Source organism: Parabacteroides bouchesdurhonensis (assembly GCF_900186615.1).
GTDB classification, from domain to species: domain Bacteria; phylum Bacteroidota; class Bacteroidia; order Bacteroidales; family Tannerellaceae; genus Parabacteroides; species Parabacteroides bouchesdurhonensis.
In genome coordinates this window covers 2136289-2152522 of the sequence record NZ_LT896588.1, presented here as the reverse complement: position 1 = coordinate 2152522, position 16234 = coordinate 2136289, and the positions used below count along the sequence as shown (strand labels likewise).

The window sequence follows — 16234 nt, the reverse complement described above, 5'->3', positions numbered from 1 at the left end:
TGGCTACACGGTCTTTTCCTTTGGAACATTCCTTTTTCTGATTCCATAAGTCTACAGGAATACTCCGTTTAATCATAACTTCGGCTACTCGCTTGTTTACGGTGATGCGCATACAAACAGGAGCTTCACCGTTTTTCAGAAGTTTTGATTTCTTGATGATGAACAATACGCTTAATGTGTTTCTTTTCACTGCTCCCATAATTCTTTGATTTTTAAGTGGTACAAAATTAGTTTGTTACGCTCAAAAACCAGCTACGCAAAACACTGACAATCAAAGACAAATGCGTCAATTCGTGGGAGCAAAAACAGCTTTCAAAAAGTCCCACGAATAAGCCACGTGAGAACTGCTTTAAACCGCTATTTTTGCCAAAGTGGAGAAAAAGAAAAAGCTCTGAAATCCTTGAATTTCAGAGCTTTGCTTTAATTTACTATTTGCTTTCGCGGTGCGTACGGGACTCGAACCCGTGACCCCATGCGTGACAGGCATGTATTCTAACCAACTGAACTAACGCACCATTATAAAAGAAATATCAGAAACAATTATTGTGCGGTGCGTACGGGACTCGAACCCGTGACCCCATGCGTGACAGGCATGTATTCTAACCAACTGAACTAACGCACCATGTTATGTTTCATAATACCTCAATCTCTCTTGATTGCGGTGCAAAGGTAAACATTATTTTGATACGTACAATAGCCTGACAAAATATTTTATATACTTTTTCCGTATCAATACTGAAATGCAAGAAGTTAAAAAGAACGTTTTTATACATTCCGTAATATATAGTTTCAACCCTTATAAACCCAAAAAAGACGGGCAGTTTATTACAATTTCCACCTCTTTTGCAACTTTTCATCAACTGTTCAGTAATATGTAATGATAATTTGTTACTTTTGCATCTCAATATAAAAGCGTAACAACAATGGACGTTGCCATTATTAAATATAATGCCGGAAATATCTACTCTGTAGATTACGCATTAAAGCGGTTAGGCGTTACTCCCGTTATTACGGCTGATCCGGAAATCCTTTGTAAAGCAGATAAAGTGATCTTTCCGGGAGTGGGTGAAGCATTCACTACAATGGAATACCTAAAAGAGCATAAACTTGATAATCTTATTTGTAGTCTAAAACAGCCCGTATTAGGTATTTGTTTGGGAATGCAACTTATGTGTAGTCATTCAGAAGAAGGCAATGTAGATTGTTTAGGTATATTTGATACATGTGTAAAGCTCTTTATTCCTCAAAAGCATGAAGATAAAGTGCCTCATATGGGATGGAATACGCTTACGAATGTTAAGAGTAAGTTATTTTGCAAAGAACTGGAAAATAAATTTGTTTACTTCGTGCATAGTTATTATGCACCAATAAACGACTATACGGCTGCAACTACCAACTATATTATCCCATTCAGTGCAGCGTTACACAAAGATAATTATTATGCAACCCAGTTTCATCCGGAAAAAAGCGGTTCGGTTGGAGAAATTATATTAAGTAACTTTCTAAAACTGTAATAATAAATTATGATAGAACTTATTCCTGCTATCGATATAATTGATGGCAAGTGCGTGCGTCTTACCCAAGGTGATTACGGCACAAAAAAAATATATAACGAAGATCCGCTGGAAGTAGCAAAAATGTTTGAGGATCACGGAATACGTCGCCTTCATGTTGTTGATCTGGATGGTGCACGCGAAGGACGCATTATAAACTTCCGGATATTAGAAAGAATTGCCAGCCGTACGTCACTCATTATTGACTTTGGAGGCGGACTAAAACAGGAAGACGATTTGGAAATCGCATTTGAAAGTGGTGCGCAAATGATTACAGGTGGAAGTATCGCCGTAAAAAATCCAGAGATATTTACTTCCTGGATAAAAAAATTCGGTTGCGAGAAAATCATTCTGGGAGCAGATGCTAAAGAGAAAAAAATAGCCATCAATGGATGGGAAGAAACAACAGATAAAGAATTGATCCCGTTTATCAGTGATTATTATGATAAAGGCATCACAAAAGTAATCTGTACGGACATCAGCAGGGATGGCATGCTGCAAGGACCGGCTATTGAACTATATAAAGAAATACGAGAAGCAATTCCTTTTATATATATCATAGCCAGCGGTGGTGTCAGTTCAGTTGAAGACATCGAAAAATTATCAGAGGCAGGAATACCGGCTGTTATCTTCGGGAAAGCCATATACGAAGGTAAAATTCAACTAAAAGACCTGCTCAGATTTACATAAATTATCGAAACAATATATGCTTGCAAAAAGAATAGTACCGTGTCTGGATATTAAAGACGGAAAAACTGTAAAAGGAATCAATTTTGTAAACTTCCGCGATGCCGGAGACCCTGTAGAACTGGGAGCTCAGTACAGCAACGAAGGAGCTGACGAATTGGTATACCTAGACATTACCGCTTCTCATGAAGGGCGAAAAACCTTCACAGAACTGGTAAAAAAGGTAGCAGCCAATATCAGTATACCTTTCACTGTAGGCGGAGGCATTAACGAAATGAAAGACGTTGACCGCCTTCTAAGTGCCGGAGCCGACAAGGTTTCTATCAACTCTGCTGCTTTAAAAAATCCTCAATTAATTGAAGATATTGCAAAGAATTTCGGTAGTCAGGTTTGCGTTGTAGCCATTGATGCAAATTATGAAAATAAAAATTGGCTTTGCTACCTGAATGGAGGACGCATTCCGACTGACAAATTTCTATTTGAATGGGCAGCAGAAGCAGAAAGTCGTGGTGCCGGAGAAATTCTCTTCACAAGCATGACACATGATGGAGTGAAAGATGGTTATGCAAACGAAGCCCTCGCCACTTTAGCCGATTCGTTACATATTCCGGTAATTGCATCGGGAGGAGCCGGTAAAAAAGAACATTTCCGTGACACATTCACATCTGGGAAAGCAGACGCGGCATTGGCTGCAAGTGTATTCCACTTTGGAGAAATAGGTATTAGCGAATTAAAACAATATCTATTTAACGAAGGAATCAATGTAAGAATATAAATATTAAGATAAAATGAAACTAGACTTCGAAAAAATGGGTGGCCTGATCCCTGCTATTGTTCAGGATAACGACACAAACAAAGTGTTAATGCTAGGATTTATGAACCAAGAAGCTTATGAAGAAACAAAAGCAACAGGAAAGGTTACATTTTTTAGCCGCACGAAGAATCGTTTATGGATGAAAGGTGAGACGAGCGGTAATACTCTACAAGTAGTCAGCATGATGGCTGATTGCGACAATGACACACTGTTAATCAAAGCAATTCCGGCTGGTCCGGTTTGCCATACAGGGGCAGATACTTGTTTCGGAGAAAAGAATATAGAAGATATCATGTTCCTGAAATATCTTCAGAATTTCATAGAAAGACGTCGTCAGGAAATGCCGGAAGGATCATACACTACGTCTTTATTCCAAAAAGGCGTAAACCGCATGGCACAGAAGGTTGGTGAAGAAGCTGTAGAAACAGTTATTGAAGCAACAAACGGTACAGAAGAAGGTTTCATTTATGAAGCTTCAGACCTTGTTTATCACTTAATCGTATTACTCACCAGCAAAGGAATTCGTTTGGAAGACCTTGCCCGCGAGCTAAAGAAAAGGCACAAAGGATAATTTATTATATGGAAGAAACTTTGCTCAAACTGGAAGATGTAGAAATATGCCGTGAAGAAAATGTAATACTTCATGACGCATCTTTTACACTGCATAACGGAGAATTTGTGTATGTTATCGGGAAAGTCGGTTCCGGCAAAAGCAGCCTGTTAAAATCACTGTATTGTGAAATTCCGATCGTACGAGGAGAAGCCTGGCTAATGGAATACAATCTCTGTAAGATGAAGCGAAAAGACATTCCTTATCTCCGTCGGAAATTGGGCATTGTTTTTCAGGATTTCCAATTGCTTACCGACCGTTCGGTTTTGAAAAATCTGGAATTTGTTCTGAGAGCAACCGGATGGAAAAAGAAAAACGAAATCAATGCCCGTATTGCAGAAGTGCTAGCACAAGTTGGTATGCAGGATAAAGGATACAAAATGCCACATGAATTATCGGGAGGAGAACAGCAACGTATCGTTATTGCACGAGCTTTGCTAAATGAGCCTAAATTAATTCTTGCTGACGAGCCAACCGGAAACCTAGACCCGGAAACCAGCGGACAAATCGTACAGTTATTGCATGATATTTGCCAGAAAGGAACAGCAGTAATTATGACAACCCACAACTATACGCTGGTACACAATTATCCGGCACGTATAGTAAAATGCGAGAATGCCTGTCTAAGTGATGTTGGAGAATAATTTTTTATATACCTTTGCAACGTATTTAAATACAATGGCATAATTTTTGAGAACATTTATTCCGGGTAAATCCCGTTTTTGACAGATAAGATGAATAATTTAATATAGTAAAAAGAAAATGAAAGTTTTAAAGTTTGGCGGTACTTCTGTGGGGTCAGCACAGAGAATAAAAGATGTAGCAAAACTGATTACGGGCGAGCGTAATATCGTAGTATTGTCTGCCATGTCGGGTACAACCAACGCGCTGGTCGAAATTTCAGACTATTTGTATAAAAAAAATCCTGACGGTGCAAACGAGGTCATCAACAAGTTGGCTCAGAAATATAATGGCCACATTGAAGAACTCTATAACACTGAAGAATACAAACAAAAGGCCAAAGAACTGGTAAAGTCTCATTTTGATTATATCAGAACTTTCACAAAAGATCTTTTTACTCTATTTGAAGAAAAAGTGGTTCTTGCGCAAGGAGAGCTTATCTCCACAGGAATGATGAATTTATATTTAAATGAGCAAGGCGTTAAATCCGTTCTGCTTCCGGCATTAGAATACATGCGCACAGACAAGAACGCGGAGCCGGATCCTGCTTATATTAAAGACAAACTTCTGAAACAACTGGATCAACATAAGGATGCTGAACTTTTCATCACACAGGGTTACATTTGCCGTAATGCTTATGGCGAAATAGATAATTTACAACGTGGAGGAAGCGACTATAGTGCATCTCTTATCGGAGCGGCTATCAATGCTGAAGAAATACAGATTTGGACAGACATCGATGGCATGCATAATAATGACCCTCGTATTGTAGACAGTACTTCTCCCGTTCGTCACCTGCATTTTGAAGAAGCTGCTGAACTTGCATACTTTGGAGCAAAGATATTACATCCAACTTGCATTTTACCAGCCAAATTAAACAACATTCCGGTTCGTTTGCTAAACACAATGCAACCTGACGCTCCGGGAACTTTGATTTCCAATTCTACAGAAAAAGGAAAAATCAAAGCTGTTGCGGCTAAAGATAATATCACGGCCATCAAAATCAAAAGTGGACGCATGTTATTGGCAACAGGATTTTTACGTAAAGTATTTGAAATCTTCGAAAATTACCAAACTCCGATAGATATGGTAACAACCTCAGAAGTAGGTGTTTCCGTAACTATTGATAATCGTAAGCATCTGGAGGAAATTGTAGATGATCTAAAGAAATATGGAACAGTTTCCGTAGACGAAGACATGGTTATTGTATGTGTTGTAGGCGATTTGGAATGGGATAATGTAGGTTTCGAAGCCCGCATTGTACAAGCCATGAAAGACGTTCCGGTTCGTATGATTTCATATGGAGGAAGCAACTATAATGTATCTCTTCTTGTTAAAGCAAGCGATAAGAAAAAAGCGCTGCAAGCATTAAGCGACCATCTATTTAACAACAAATAAATAAAACAAGGGCAGCCTTTACAGACTGCCCTTGTTTATCTTCATTATATAATTTTTTACACATATGCTCAAAGGAACATTTCCTGTAGAAAAATTCAAAGCGTTACAAACGCCTTTCTATTTTTATGATATAGAGTTATTAAAAGAGACTCTTAAAATGGTAACAACCGAGGCTAACAAATATGGTTATCATGTCCATTACGCTGTAAAAGCAAATGCCAACCCACGAATTCTTTCTGTCATTTCCAGTTTTGGACTGGGAGCAGATTGTGTAAGTGGCGGTGAAATACAAGCAGCGTTAAATGCCGGTTTCCCTGCTGACAAAATTGTATATGCCGGAGTTGGAAAAGCTGATTGGGAAATTAATCTGGGACTGGATAATAACATACTATGCTTCAATGTAGAATCTGCCGTTGAACTTCAAATCATCAATGAGTTGGCAGCAGCAAAAAACAAAGTTGCCTCTATCGCACTCCGTATCAATCCAGAAGTAGATGCACATACACATGCCAAAATCACAACCGGAATGAAAGAAAACAAGTTTGGAATCAACCTTAGTTTACTCGGTAAAGTTCTAGACGAAATCTGCACATTAAAAAACGTAAAACTGACCGGCATTCATTCACATATTGGTTCACAAATTACAGACATGTCAGCATTCCGTAATCTGGCTATTCGTGTAAATGAAATACAAGATGAGCTTGAAGCAAGAAATATCAAAATACAAAATATAAATTTTGGCGGAGGTTTAGGCATTGATTATTACCATCCTAACCACTTGCCTATTCCGGCATTCGACAATTATTTTGCCGTATTCAACAAGCTACTTCAAGTACGTCCGGGACAGCAAGTACACTTTGAACCAGGACGCTCTATCGTAGCCCAATGCGGAACGCTTATCTCCAAAGTTCTATATGTAAAAGAAGGAGAAATAAAGAAATTCGCTATTCTGGATGCAGGCTTTACAGAACTGATCCGCCCGGCGATGTATGATGCTCACCATCGTATGGAGAACATCTCCAGCGATGAAGAGATAGAAATCTATGACGTAGTTGGTCCAATTTGCGAATCGTCCGATGTATTTGGCAAAGACGTTGAATTGAACAAAACACATCGTGGAGACTTGATTGCTTTGCGTTCAGCCGGTGCATATGGAGAAGTTATGGCATCACAATATAATTGTCGCCAGTTGCCGAAAGCATATTACTCAGATCAATTATAAAGCCGTATTCAAGGGATGGAAAAACTGCTTGTATTCAACACAGTAGAGCTCTGTCTTGCCGGAGTAACATTTCTGCTGTTTATCATACAATTACTATATTACTTGGTAGTATACACTCGTCCACTTTATGCCGCTGAAAAAACGAATTCTCCAACACAAAGTGAATTGCAACCGGTATCTATAATTGTTTATGCAAAGAATGCAGCCGAAAATTTGAAAAAATGTCTTCCATCCCTACTTTCACAAGATTATCCGCATTACGAAGTAATTGTGGTAAATGATGGTTCCTCTGATGAAACAGAGGACATACTAAAGTTATACAAAAATAAGAACGAGCATCTTTACCATACTTATATTCCACATGATGACAGATATATGAGCCGCAAAAAGTTAGCACTCACTCTTGGTATTAAAGCGGCTAAACATGAAATATTATTATTTACAGAAGCTAATTGTCATCCACTAAGTGATCAATGGATTCGCTGTATGACACAAAAATATCAACCTGGAACCGAAATTATACTCGGATTCTGTGCTTATGGCAACTACAAAGGTTTCATGCAGAAATTTATCGCCTATGATAATCTGCGAAACGGACTACAATATATTTCTGCAGCTTTAGCTAATCATCCTTATACCGGAAACGGTTGTAATTTATCATATTCAAAAAAACTATTCTTCCAACACAAAGATTATTATAAGTCTTTTAGTTTTCGAGCTAACGATGATGATTTGTTCATTAACCAAGTAGCTACAGCAAAAAATGTTCAAGTTGAATATTCGGCAGACAGTATAATCGAAATGGGAAAAATCGAACAAGTCAAGAATTGGAAGGAAACGAAAACATCCCGTGCTGCTACTTATCAATATTATCGCGGAGGACAACTTTTCTTTTATCAACTGGAAACTATCAGTTTTTTTCTATTTGTCTTGGTTGTTATTGCATCTATTGCATTCGGCATTTCTGGTAATTGGTTGATTTCCGTATGGAGCATATTACTTTATTTGGGACTTTTTACCACCAAAGCAATCGTATTACATAAATCTGCCAAACTTTTACAACAAAAACCTATAACAGGTTGGTTACCTTTCCTTGAACTAATACAACCTCTCTTTAATTTACATATCCGGATTCATTGTGCTTTAAAAAAGAAAAACGACTTTACCATGCATTTAGGAATGTGATGCACCGGGTAATTCTCCGCCATCAAAGCACAATGGCAGCAATGATTTTGCATTCTCTATCTGCAAAATACAATCAGCATTACAAAGAAGCACTTTTACCGGATGATTATATCTATTTTCTACTTCCAATAACACTTGACGGCAAGCACCGCAAGGAGTTATATTTTTCACTTGTCGACCGTCCGATATAGCCGCAATAGCCAATGCACAGACCGGTGTATCCGGATATTTAGCACCCGCATAGAACAAGGCAACACGTTCGGCACAAAGGCCGGAAGGATAAGCGGCATTTTCTTGATTACTGCCACAAATTACGTCTCCATTTGCCAACAATACCGCGGCGCCTACCTGGAAATGAGAATAACGATCATAAGCCGTTTTAGCAGCTCTTAAAGCTGTATCTGCCAATTTACGAAAATCTTCTGGAAGTTCATCGGCGGCAAACTCCGTTATCTTCGTTTGTAGTATTATTTCTTTCATTATATTTCATTTATTAACCCGACAAATATAAAAATTTCCACCAAGGGTAAAATTAGTTCCTTTCGAGAGAAATTCCAATTCCTTTCGGAAGAAAATAAAATTTCTCTCGGATGGAACTAAAAAGCCGCTAATTTATATTACCCGAACATTGACTTCTTTCTTAAAAGATTTCCAGACCAAATAACCGGAAATAAATAAGGTACATATCTCAGCTACGGGAACATTAAACCAAATACTTTGTATGCCCCAAATCCGAGGATAAACCAAAATACCAAAAACGACAAACACCAATCCTCTCAGCATTGAAATAATGATAGAAACTTTCGCATTTCCTATTGCCGTAAAATAACTGGAAGCCAAAATATTCAATCCGTTTATTAAGAATGCGAAAGAATAAATGACAACACCTTCTAAAGCAATATCAAAAGCAGCACTGTTTCTTTCTTTAAAGAAAAGCGATATAATTTGCTCACCAAACCCAAATAAAGCAATAAATAAGACACTTCCGATAAGCATATTTGTCTGGGCTGCCAATTTCAAAATAGCCTGGATACGACTTTCACATCCTGCACCGAAATTGTATCCGATAACAGGAATAATACCGTCTGAAACGCCCAAATATAAAGTAGTGGCAATAAATGACACATAATTAATTACAGTAAAAGCTGCAACTCCATCTTCTCCCAAATACCGCATCATTGTAATATTAAAAAGAAAGACAGTAATAGCCACTGCCAATTCAGACATGCCTTCCGATGAACCGTTATAGAAAGCACTCCAAACAAGACTACTTCTAAAACGTCCACATTGTACGGAAACAATCTGCTTCCGGCTGAACAAAGAAGGAACATTACAAAAAGCACCTACGCTAAAAGCAAATCCGGTAGCCAATCCGGCTCCTTCAACTCCCCAATTCCAAATACCGACAAACAGCAGGTCGAGCAAAATATTAATCAGCACCGTTGCTCCCATTATTGTTGTGGCATAAACAGGTTTCCCCATTGCTTTAAGAATATAATCGCCAAAAAACATCGCACATAATATCGGAAAAAACGGAACCAATGTTCTTATATATCCAACCGAGCCATTCAATAAAACCGCATTTGCTCCAAGAAAAACGGTTATTGGTTCGGCAAACAAATAAATCAAAAGACTTATCAAAACCGAAAATCCTATCAAAAAATAAAACAGAGAAGCAACAGCATCGTTTGCCTCCTGACGATTTGATCGTCCCAGACTGATACTCACAATCGTTTGACAACCTACACCTATAACAATCGCAATAGCCGTGATCAAACTATAGCAAGGAAGAATCAGATTTACACTTGCTAAAGCATTAGCTCCTACAAAATGTCCTAATACAATGCCGTCTACAACCGATTGCAGTCCAAGAAACAGCAAACCTGCCACACCAGGTAAAGCATATTTGACAAATAAATGAGGAATATTACCCGTTAACAACAACTCTTCTCTGTTCTGACGACGCAAAGCTTTATCCGTACTCATATCTCTTCTTCTTTTGTTACATTCGGGGGGCAAAAGTAGAAGAAGCCTATTAAATAAAAATTACCCTATGGTAAATTCGCTTTTTATTTAATTCCTGAACGAATACGGCTTAATGACTGAGGTGTAATCTGGAGAAAAGAGGCGATGTGTTTTAACGGTACTCTTTGGAATAATTCAGGACGCGTACGGAGCAATGTCTCATATTGTTCACGTGCATCACTCCAACTGTCATTGATAAAATAGTTTTCATATTCACATAAATAATAATCCAACAAACGTCTTCCCCAGTTAGAAAGTTCAAGAGATTGATCTAAAAGAGAGTTCATTTTAGTTACAGGAATACGCAATAACACCGAATCTTCCACCATTTCAACATTATATGCCGCTATTTCACGATAAACAAAGTTGATCATCTCTCCGTCTGATGCAAACCAAAGAGTCACATCTTTTCCTTCTCTTCCCACAAAACTCCGGACAAGTCCGCATTTTACAAACCAGACGTATAACTCCCGGTCACCTTCATAAAAAGCAAATTCATTCTTTCGGAAAGATATTTCTTCCATTTCATCCAATAATTGATTAACCGTCTCATCCGATAGTGAAGAGACCATACGTTGTTGGGCAATAAATGTATTCATATCTTCCATAAAGCAAACCGAGGTCTATTAAACAATGATATAAAGATACGTTTATTTTAAGAAATATGAGGCAAATTTGGTTCCTTGTATTTATCTTTGCGAAAATAATTATTCATAGAGTACAATCAACCATGAAATTACGCATACGGTTCTGCGGACTTGTTACACTATTGTTTATAGTAAGTGTTTCTGTTGCCAGTGGACAACGAAAACTAGCTTCTTATCAAAAATATATCCGCGAATATAGTGGACTAGCCGTTGAACAACAACGAAAATACCGGATTCCGGCAAGTATTACATTAGCCCAGGGCTTACTTGAATCAGGTGCAGGGCAAAGCGATCTGGCACGCCGTTCCAACAATCATTTCGGCATAAAATGCCACTCCGACTGGCGAGGAGGACGCGTATATCATGATGACGATTTACGAGGTGAATGTTTCCGTAAATACAAAAAAGTAGAAGACTCTTATACGGATCATTCCCGCTTTCTGGCAGAACGTCCGCGCTATGCCTCGCTTTTTAAACTAAATATAAAAGACTATAAAGGTTGGGCCAGAGGTTTACAGAAATGCGGTTATGCCACCGACAGGGCTTATGCCAACAAACTCATTAAAGTCATAGAAGACTACGAATTATACCGCTTTGATTCCGGTAAAACACAAAAAACAAAATCATCAGGCAAAAAGCCGGCAATCGTCGCAACAAAACGCACTGTTTATCGCACACATGGTTTGCTCTACGTCTACGCAACAGATAACGATAGTTTTGAACAAATTGCCGCCAGTCTGGGATTTTCCGTAAAGGAATTGAAAAAATATAACGAAGTTCCCGAAGATTTTCCATTACAAAAAGGAGATATCGTTTATCTGGAAAAGAAAAAGAAGAAAGCAGATAAACCTCATTACGACTATGTTGTACAAATTGGAGAGTCAATGCATAGTATTGCGCAGAAATTCGGCATACAGATAAAGAGCTTATATAAATTAAATAAAAAGCCAAAAGATTATGTGCCTGAAGAAGGAGATGTCCTAAAACTTAGATAAGTAACATAAAAAAGTATTACCTTTGCAAACACAAATATCGCGAATACCAGCTTCACCTCTGCAGAATTCAAGTAAACTTGGCTCTGCATCAGGTTTACACTATATTTGCAGTTCAAACTAGCATTACAATGAGTGACCAACGTTATAATTTACGCGGAGTATCCGCTTCAAAAGAAGATGTTCATAACGCAATAAAGAACATTGACAAGGGAATTTTCCCAAAAGCTTTCAGTAAGATTATCCCGGACATTCTGGGCGGAGATCCGGAATATTGCAATATAATGCATGCAGATGGAGCCGGAACAAAATCGTCATTAGCTTATATGTACTGGAAAGAAACAGGTGATCTTTCAGTATGGAAGGGTATCGCACAGGACGCATTAATTATGAACATAGACGACTTGCTTTGTGTAGGAGCCGTAGATAATATTCTTGTTTCATCCACTATCGGACGTAACAAATTACTGATTCCCGGAGAAGTTATTTCTGCTATTATCAACGGAACAGACGAGTTACTGGCTGAACTACGCGAACTGGGTGTAGGTTGTTATGCTACAGGAGGCGAAACGGCCGATGTTGGTGATTTGGTTCGTACGATTATTGTTGACAGTACAGTAACTTGTCGTATGAAACGCACAGATGTTGTTGACAACAAAAATATTAAGGGTGGCGACGTTATTGTGGGCTTGGCTTCATCAGGTAAAGCGACATACGAAAAAGAATACAACGGAGGAACAGGCAGTAACGGGCTTACTTCCGCACGTCATGACGTGTTTGCCAAATATCTGGCAACAAAATACCCGGAAAGTTATGACGCGGCTGTACCTGAAGAATTAGTCTATTCCGGAGGCTTAAAGCTAACCGACCCAATAGCCGAATTAGGCATTGACGCCGGCAAGTTAGTGCTCTCTCCCACCCGTACTTATGCACCTGTTATTAAAATAATACTGGATAAATTACGTCCGCAAATACATGGAATGGTTCACTGTTCAGGTGGAGCACAAACGAAAGTAATGCATTTTGTAGAAAACAAACGTGTTGTCAAAAACAATTTATTCCCAATTCCTCCACTGTTCCGTATTATTCAGGAACAAAGCGGTACGGATTGGAGTGAAATGTATAAAGTATTCAACATGGGTCATCGTATGGAAATTTATATTTCACCGGAATATGCCGACGAAGTAATTAATGTTTCCAAAAGTTTTGGCATAGATGCACAGATCGTTGGCTTTGTAGAAGAAGCGGAAAAGAATGAGTTGATTATTGAAAGCGAAAAAGGTCGCTTTACTTATTAATAAGATTGAATGGCTGAGAGCAGTTTATTAGATAAATTAGACGGATTAGTAAGCCGTTTTGAAGAAGTCGGTACTCTAATTACCGATCCGGCAGTGATTGCCGACATGAAACGGTTTGTTAAATTAAATAAAGAATACCGGGATTTAGAAAAGATAGTACAAACCCGTGAAGAATATATCCGGACATTAAACGGCATTAAAGAAGCTCGTGATATTTTAGATAACGAGCAAGATGCAGAAATGAGAGAAATGGCTCGTGAAGAGTTGGATAATTGTAACACTCGCATTCCTGAGATAGAAGAAGAAATAAAGTTACTTCTGGTTCCTACCGATCCACAAGATGACAAAAATGCGATTGTTGAAATACGTGGAGGTACAGGAGGTGACGAAGCTGCTTTATTTGCCGGAGATTTGTATCGTATGTATGTAAAATACTGCGAAACCAAAGGATGGAAAATAGCTGTGTCCAGCTTAAGCGAAGGTTCTTCCGGAGGATTTAAAGAAATCATTTTTACGGTTTCCGGCGAGAAAGTCTATGGCACCTTAAAATATGAATCCGGCGTACATCGTGTACAGCGCGTTCCTGCTACGGAAACGCAAGGTCGCGTTCACACATCGGCAGCTACGGTTGCTGTGCTTCCTGAGGCGGATGAGTTTGATGTTGAAATAAACGAAGGAGAGATCAAATGGGATACTTTCCGTTCCGGAGGAGCCGGAGGACAGAATGTAAATAAGGTTGAATCGGGTGTACGACTGAGATATGTCTGGAAAAATCCAAATACGGGTGAAAGTGAAGAAATATTGATTGAATGTACGGAAACCCGTGACCAACCGAAAAATAAAGAACGTGCTCTTACCCGTTTGCGTTCCTTTATTTACGATAAAGAACACCAGAAATATCTGGATGATATAGCAAGTAAACGTAAGACGATGGTTTCAACAGGTGACCGTTCGGCAAAGATACGGACTTACAACTATCCGCAAGGACGTATCACCGATCATCGTATTAATTACACTATTTATAATCTTTCAGCCTTTATGGATGGAGACATACAAGGTTGTATTGACCAACTGATTGTTGCTGAAAATGCAGAACGACTGAAAGAGTCCGAGCTATAATATACTATTAAAAAGACGTAACTAAACAGATGAACAAGCAACAATTATTCGAGAACATCAAGAAAAAACAATCTTTCCTTTGTGTCGGACTTGATACTGACATAAAAAAGATACCTCAGCATTTGCTTTCGGAGGAAGACCCGATCTTTGCATTTAATAAAGCAATTATTGATGCTACCGCCGACTATTGTGTAGCCTATAAACCCAATCTTGCATTCTATGAAAGTTTGGGAGTTAAGGGCATGATGGCATTCGAAAAGACAGTTTCTTATTTAAAAAAGAATTATCCGGACCAATTCATTATTGCAGATGCTAAACGCGGAGATATAGGAAATACATCCGAAATGTATGCCCGCTCTTTCTTCGATCACATCAAAGTAGATGCTGTAACAGTCGCTCCGTATATGGGAGAAGATAGCGTAAAACCTTTCCTTATTTATCCGGAAGCATGGGTAATATTATTAGCCCTAACCTCAAACAAAGGTTCGCATGATTTCCAACTGACAAAAGATGCTAACGGAGAACGTTTGTTCGAGAAGGTATTAAAAAAATCGCAAGAATGGGCTAATGACGAACAAATGATGTATGTTGTAGGTGCTACACAAGGAAAAATGTTTCTCGATATTCGCAAACACGTGCCAAACCATTTCTTACTCGTTCCGGGCGTAGGAGCTCAAGGTGGTAGCTTGGCAGAAGTAGCACAATATGGAATGAACGATCAATGCGGCTTGCTGGTTAATTCATCCCGCGCAATTATATATGCAGATACAACAGAACGTTTTGCATCCGCTGCACGTGAAGCTGCACAAGCTGTACAAAAAGAAATGGCAGGTTATTTGTATGATAATGGAATTATTCCGTGCAAAGCATAGGCTATCCAAATAATTTTCACCATTTTTGCAAACTGTCGTGCTGTAAAAGTACGGCATATCAACAGAGATACTATAATAATCGATAAATAATGGAGTTTTCAGCCCAACAAATTGCAGGCTTTCTTGGTGGAACAATCGAAGGAAATCCGGAAGTGAAAGTCAGCAACTTTTCTAAGATAGAAGAAGGCAAACCAGGTACATTAACATTTCTGGCTAATCCTAAGTATGAGCATCATATTTATAATACAGAAGCCAGTATTGTTTTGGTAAACAATGATTTTTCTCCTGCCGAGCCGATAAAAGCCACCTTGGTAAAAGTACCTAATGCATACGCTGCATTAGCCATGTTACTGAATATGGTTGAACAATCAAAAAAACCAAAGGCCGGCATAGATTCTTCCGCGTTTATTGCAACTACTGCAACCGTTGGAGAAGGATGCTACATAGGGAACTTTGCTTATATCGGTGAGAATGTGAAACTCGGCAAAAACTGTCAAGTTTATCCTTACGCTTACATTGGAGATAATGTAACAATTGGAGATAACTCTATTCTTTATCCGCATATTACTATTTATCACGATTGTATAATCGGCAATAACTGTATTCTGCACGCAGGTTCTGTCATCGGCTCGGACGGATTTGGATTCGCACCGGAAGGTGAATGTTATAAAAAGATTCCTCAACTGGGAAACGTGATTATAGAAGATAATGTAGAAATCGGAGCTAACACAACAATAGACCGTGCTGTAATGGATTCTACAATTATCCACAGTGGAGTCAAGCTTGATAATCTGGTTCAGATTGCTCACAATGTGGAAGTGGGAGACAATACGGTAATGGCTTCGCAAGTTGGTATCGCAGGCTCTGTAAAAATAGGTAAACACTGTATGTTCGGCGGACAGGTAGGTTTGGCCGGGCATATACATATTGCCGACAACGTTGTATTCGGTGCGCAGGCCGGTGTTATCAGCGACATAAAAGAGGCCACAACAGTATTGGGAGCACCTGCTATCAATGCAAAAGCATTTATGCGTTCAAGCGCTATATTCAATCGCCTGCCAGAAGTATATCGCACAATCGGGCAACTACAACGTGAAATAGAACAACTAAAGAAAGAAATTAATAAATAAC

General features: G+C 38.8%; 17 protein-coding genes and 2 tRNA genes. 13 read left to right on the top strand and 6 right to left on the bottom strand.

Features of this window, described 5'->3' with window-relative positions:
- The 3 genes from C1721_RS09305 to C1721_RS09295 all read right to left on the bottom strand — a co-directional run.
- A partial coding sequence (locus tag C1721_RS09305) for an Arm DNA-binding domain-containing protein (protein ID WP_234347401.1) occupies positions 1 to 199 on the bottom strand: 199 nt, incomplete at its 3' end.
- A 242-nt stretch (positions 200 to 441) separates the two neighbouring features.
- A tRNA-Asp gene (locus C1721_RS09300) sits at positions 442 to 515 on the bottom strand.
- A 33-nt stretch (positions 516 to 548) separates the two neighbouring features.
- Positions 549 to 622, bottom strand: a tRNA-Asp gene (locus C1721_RS09295).
- Positions 623 to 923: 301 nt separating this feature from the next.
- On the opposite strand from C1721_RS09295, the gene hisH reads away from it, so the two are divergent.
- The 8 genes from hisH to C1721_RS09255 all read left to right on the top strand — a co-directional run bounded on the left by hisH (position 924) and on the right by C1721_RS09255 (position 8150).
- Positions 924 to 1514 (top strand): imidazole glycerol phosphate synthase subunit HisH, encoded by a 591-nt coding sequence (gene hisH / locus C1721_RS09290; protein ID WP_102408096.1) that lies wholly within the window; start codon positions 924 to 926, stop codon positions 1512 to 1514.
- Positions 1515 to 1523: 9 nt separating this feature from the next.
- Positions 1524 to 2243 (top strand): 1-(5-phosphoribosyl)-5-[(5-phosphoribosylamino)methylideneamino]imidazole-4-carboxamide isomerase, encoded by a 720-nt coding sequence (gene hisA, locus C1721_RS09285; protein WP_102408095.1) that lies wholly within the window; start codon positions 1524 to 1526, stop codon positions 2241 to 2243.
- A 16-nt stretch (positions 2244 to 2259) separates the two neighbouring features.
- Entirely contained in the window at positions 2260 to 3015 is a 756-nt protein-coding gene (gene hisF, locus C1721_RS09280) for an imidazole glycerol phosphate synthase subunit HisF (protein WP_102408094.1), read from the top strand.
- 13 nt (positions 3016 to 3028) lie between these two features.
- On the top strand, positions 3029 to 3625 hold the full coding sequence (hisIE, locus tag C1721_RS09275; protein WP_102408093.1) for a bifunctional phosphoribosyl-AMP cyclohydrolase/phosphoribosyl-ATP diphosphatase HisIE: 597 nt from the start codon (positions 3029 to 3031) through the stop codon (positions 3623 to 3625).
- Positions 3626 to 3633: 8 nt separating this feature from the next.
- A complete protein-coding gene (locus C1721_RS09270; RefSeq protein WP_102408092.1) occupies positions 3634 to 4308 on the top strand; it encodes a cell division ATP-binding protein FtsE in 675 nt (224 codons plus the stop codon).
- A 118-nt stretch (positions 4309 to 4426) separates the two neighbouring features.
- Complete coding sequence (locus C1721_RS09265) at positions 4427 to 5743, top strand: aspartate kinase (RefSeq protein ID WP_102408091.1); 1317 nt, start codon at positions 4427 to 4429, stop codon at positions 5741 to 5743.
- A 64-nt stretch (positions 5744 to 5807) separates the two neighbouring features.
- Positions 5808 to 6965: a diaminopimelate decarboxylase gene (lysA, locus tag C1721_RS09260; protein ID WP_102408090.1), complete on the top strand. Its 1158-nt coding sequence runs from the start codon at positions 5808 to 5810 to the stop codon at positions 6963 to 6965.
- A gap of 15 nt (positions 6966 to 6980) precedes the next feature.
- Positions 6981 to 8150, top strand: a complete 1170-nt coding sequence (locus tag C1721_RS09255) for a glycosyltransferase (protein WP_102408089.1) — start codon at positions 6981 to 6983, stop codon at positions 8148 to 8150.
- Here the strand turns inward: C1721_RS09255 and C1721_RS09250 are convergent.
- The 3 genes from C1721_RS09250 to C1721_RS09240 all read right to left on the bottom strand — a co-directional run bounded on the left by C1721_RS09250 (position 8139) and on the right by C1721_RS09240 (position 10774).
- Positions 8139 to 8630, bottom strand: coding sequence for a cytidine deaminase (locus tag C1721_RS09250; RefSeq protein ID WP_102408088.1), 492 nt, complete (start codon positions 8628 to 8630; stop codon positions 8139 to 8141). The two genes, C1721_RS09255 and C1721_RS09250, sit on opposite strands and share 12 nt — an antisense overlap.
- Before the next feature lie 132 nt (positions 8631 to 8762).
- Positions 8763 to 10136 (bottom strand): MATE family efflux transporter, encoded by a 1374-nt coding sequence (locus C1721_RS09245; RefSeq protein ID WP_102408087.1) that lies wholly within the window; start codon positions 10134 to 10136, stop codon positions 8763 to 8765.
- Between the two features lie 83 nt (positions 10137 to 10219).
- Positions 10220 to 10774 (bottom strand): Crp/Fnr family transcriptional regulator, encoded by a 555-nt coding sequence (locus C1721_RS09240; RefSeq protein WP_102409375.1) that lies wholly within the window; start codon positions 10772 to 10774, stop codon positions 10220 to 10222.
- A gap of 131 nt (positions 10775 to 10905) precedes the next feature.
- On the opposite strand from C1721_RS09240, the gene C1721_RS09235 reads away from it, so the two are divergent.
- The 5 genes from C1721_RS09235 to lpxD all read left to right on the top strand — a co-directional run bounded on the left by C1721_RS09235 (position 10906) and on the right by lpxD (position 16233).
- Positions 10906 to 11817: a glucosaminidase domain-containing protein gene (locus C1721_RS09235; protein WP_102408086.1), complete on the top strand. Its 912-nt coding sequence runs from the start codon at positions 10906 to 10908 to the stop codon at positions 11815 to 11817.
- Positions 11818 to 11945: 128 nt separating this feature from the next.
- Positions 11946 to 13112, top strand: a complete 1167-nt coding sequence (locus tag C1721_RS09230; RefSeq protein WP_102408085.1) for an AIR synthase related protein — start codon at positions 11946 to 11948, stop codon at positions 13110 to 13112.
- 9 nt (positions 13113 to 13121) lie between these two features.
- Positions 13122 to 14231 carry a peptide chain release factor 1 gene (prfA, locus tag C1721_RS09225; RefSeq protein WP_102408084.1) on the top strand — a complete coding sequence of 370 codons (1110 nt, stop codon included), beginning with the start codon at positions 13122 to 13124 and terminating at the stop codon, positions 14229 to 14231.
- 29 nt (positions 14232 to 14260) lie between these two features.
- Positions 14261 to 15103, top strand: coding sequence for an orotidine-5'-phosphate decarboxylase (gene pyrF, locus C1721_RS09220; protein WP_102408083.1), 843 nt, complete (start codon positions 14261 to 14263; stop codon positions 15101 to 15103).
- Between the two features lie 89 nt (positions 15104 to 15192).
- On the top strand, positions 15193 to 16233 hold the full coding sequence (lpxD, locus tag C1721_RS09215) for a UDP-3-O-(3-hydroxymyristoyl)glucosamine N-acyltransferase (RefSeq protein WP_102408082.1): 1041 nt from the start codon (positions 15193 to 15195) through the stop codon (positions 16231 to 16233).
- Position 16234 lies beyond the last annotated feature (1 nt).

Coding starts and splice junctions, on each gene's coding strand:
- hisH (WP_102408096.1), top strand. CDS start 924: ATGGACGTTGCCATTATTAAATATAATGCCGGAAATATCTACTCTGTA.
- hisA (WP_102408095.1), top strand. CDS start 1,524: ATGATAGAACTTATTCCTGCTATCGATATAATTGATGGCAAGTGCGTG.
- hisF (WP_102408094.1), top strand. CDS start 2,260: ATGCTTGCAAAAAGAATAGTACCGTGTCTGGATATTAAAGACGGAAAA.
- hisIE (WP_102408093.1), top strand. CDS start 3,029: ATGAAACTAGACTTCGAAAAAATGGGTGGCCTGATCCCTGCTATTGTT.
- C1721_RS09270 (WP_102408092.1), top strand. CDS start 3,634: ATGGAAGAAACTTTGCTCAAACTGGAAGATGTAGAAATATGCCGTGAA.
- C1721_RS09265 (WP_102408091.1), top strand. CDS start 4,427: ATGAAAGTTTTAAAGTTTGGCGGTACTTCTGTGGGGTCAGCACAGAGA.
- lysA (WP_102408090.1), top strand. CDS start 5,808: ATGCTCAAAGGAACATTTCCTGTAGAAAAATTCAAAGCGTTACAAACG.
- C1721_RS09255 (WP_102408089.1), top strand. CDS start 6,981: ATGGAAAAACTGCTTGTATTCAACACAGTAGAGCTCTGTCTTGCCGGA.
- C1721_RS09250 (WP_102408088.1), bottom strand. CDS start 8,630: ATGAAAGAAATAATACTACAAACGAAGATAACGGAGTTTGCCGCCGAT.
- C1721_RS09245 (WP_102408087.1), bottom strand. CDS start 10,136: ATGAGTACGGATAAAGCTTTGCGTCGTCAGAACAGAGAAGAGTTGTTG.
- C1721_RS09240 (WP_102409375.1), bottom strand. CDS start 10,774: ATGAATACATTTATTGCCCAACAACGTATGGTCTCTTCACTATCGGAT.
- C1721_RS09235 (WP_102408086.1), top strand. CDS start 10,906: ATGAAATTACGCATACGGTTCTGCGGACTTGTTACACTATTGTTTATA.
- C1721_RS09230 (WP_102408085.1), top strand. CDS start 11,946: ATGAGTGACCAACGTTATAATTTACGCGGAGTATCCGCTTCAAAAGAA.
- prfA (WP_102408084.1), top strand. CDS start 13,122: ATGGCTGAGAGCAGTTTATTAGATAAATTAGACGGATTAGTAAGCCGT.
- pyrF (WP_102408083.1), top strand. CDS start 14,261: ATGAACAAGCAACAATTATTCGAGAACATCAAGAAAAAACAATCTTTC.
- lpxD (WP_102408082.1), top strand. CDS start 15,193: ATGGAGTTTTCAGCCCAACAAATTGCAGGCTTTCTTGGTGGAACAATC.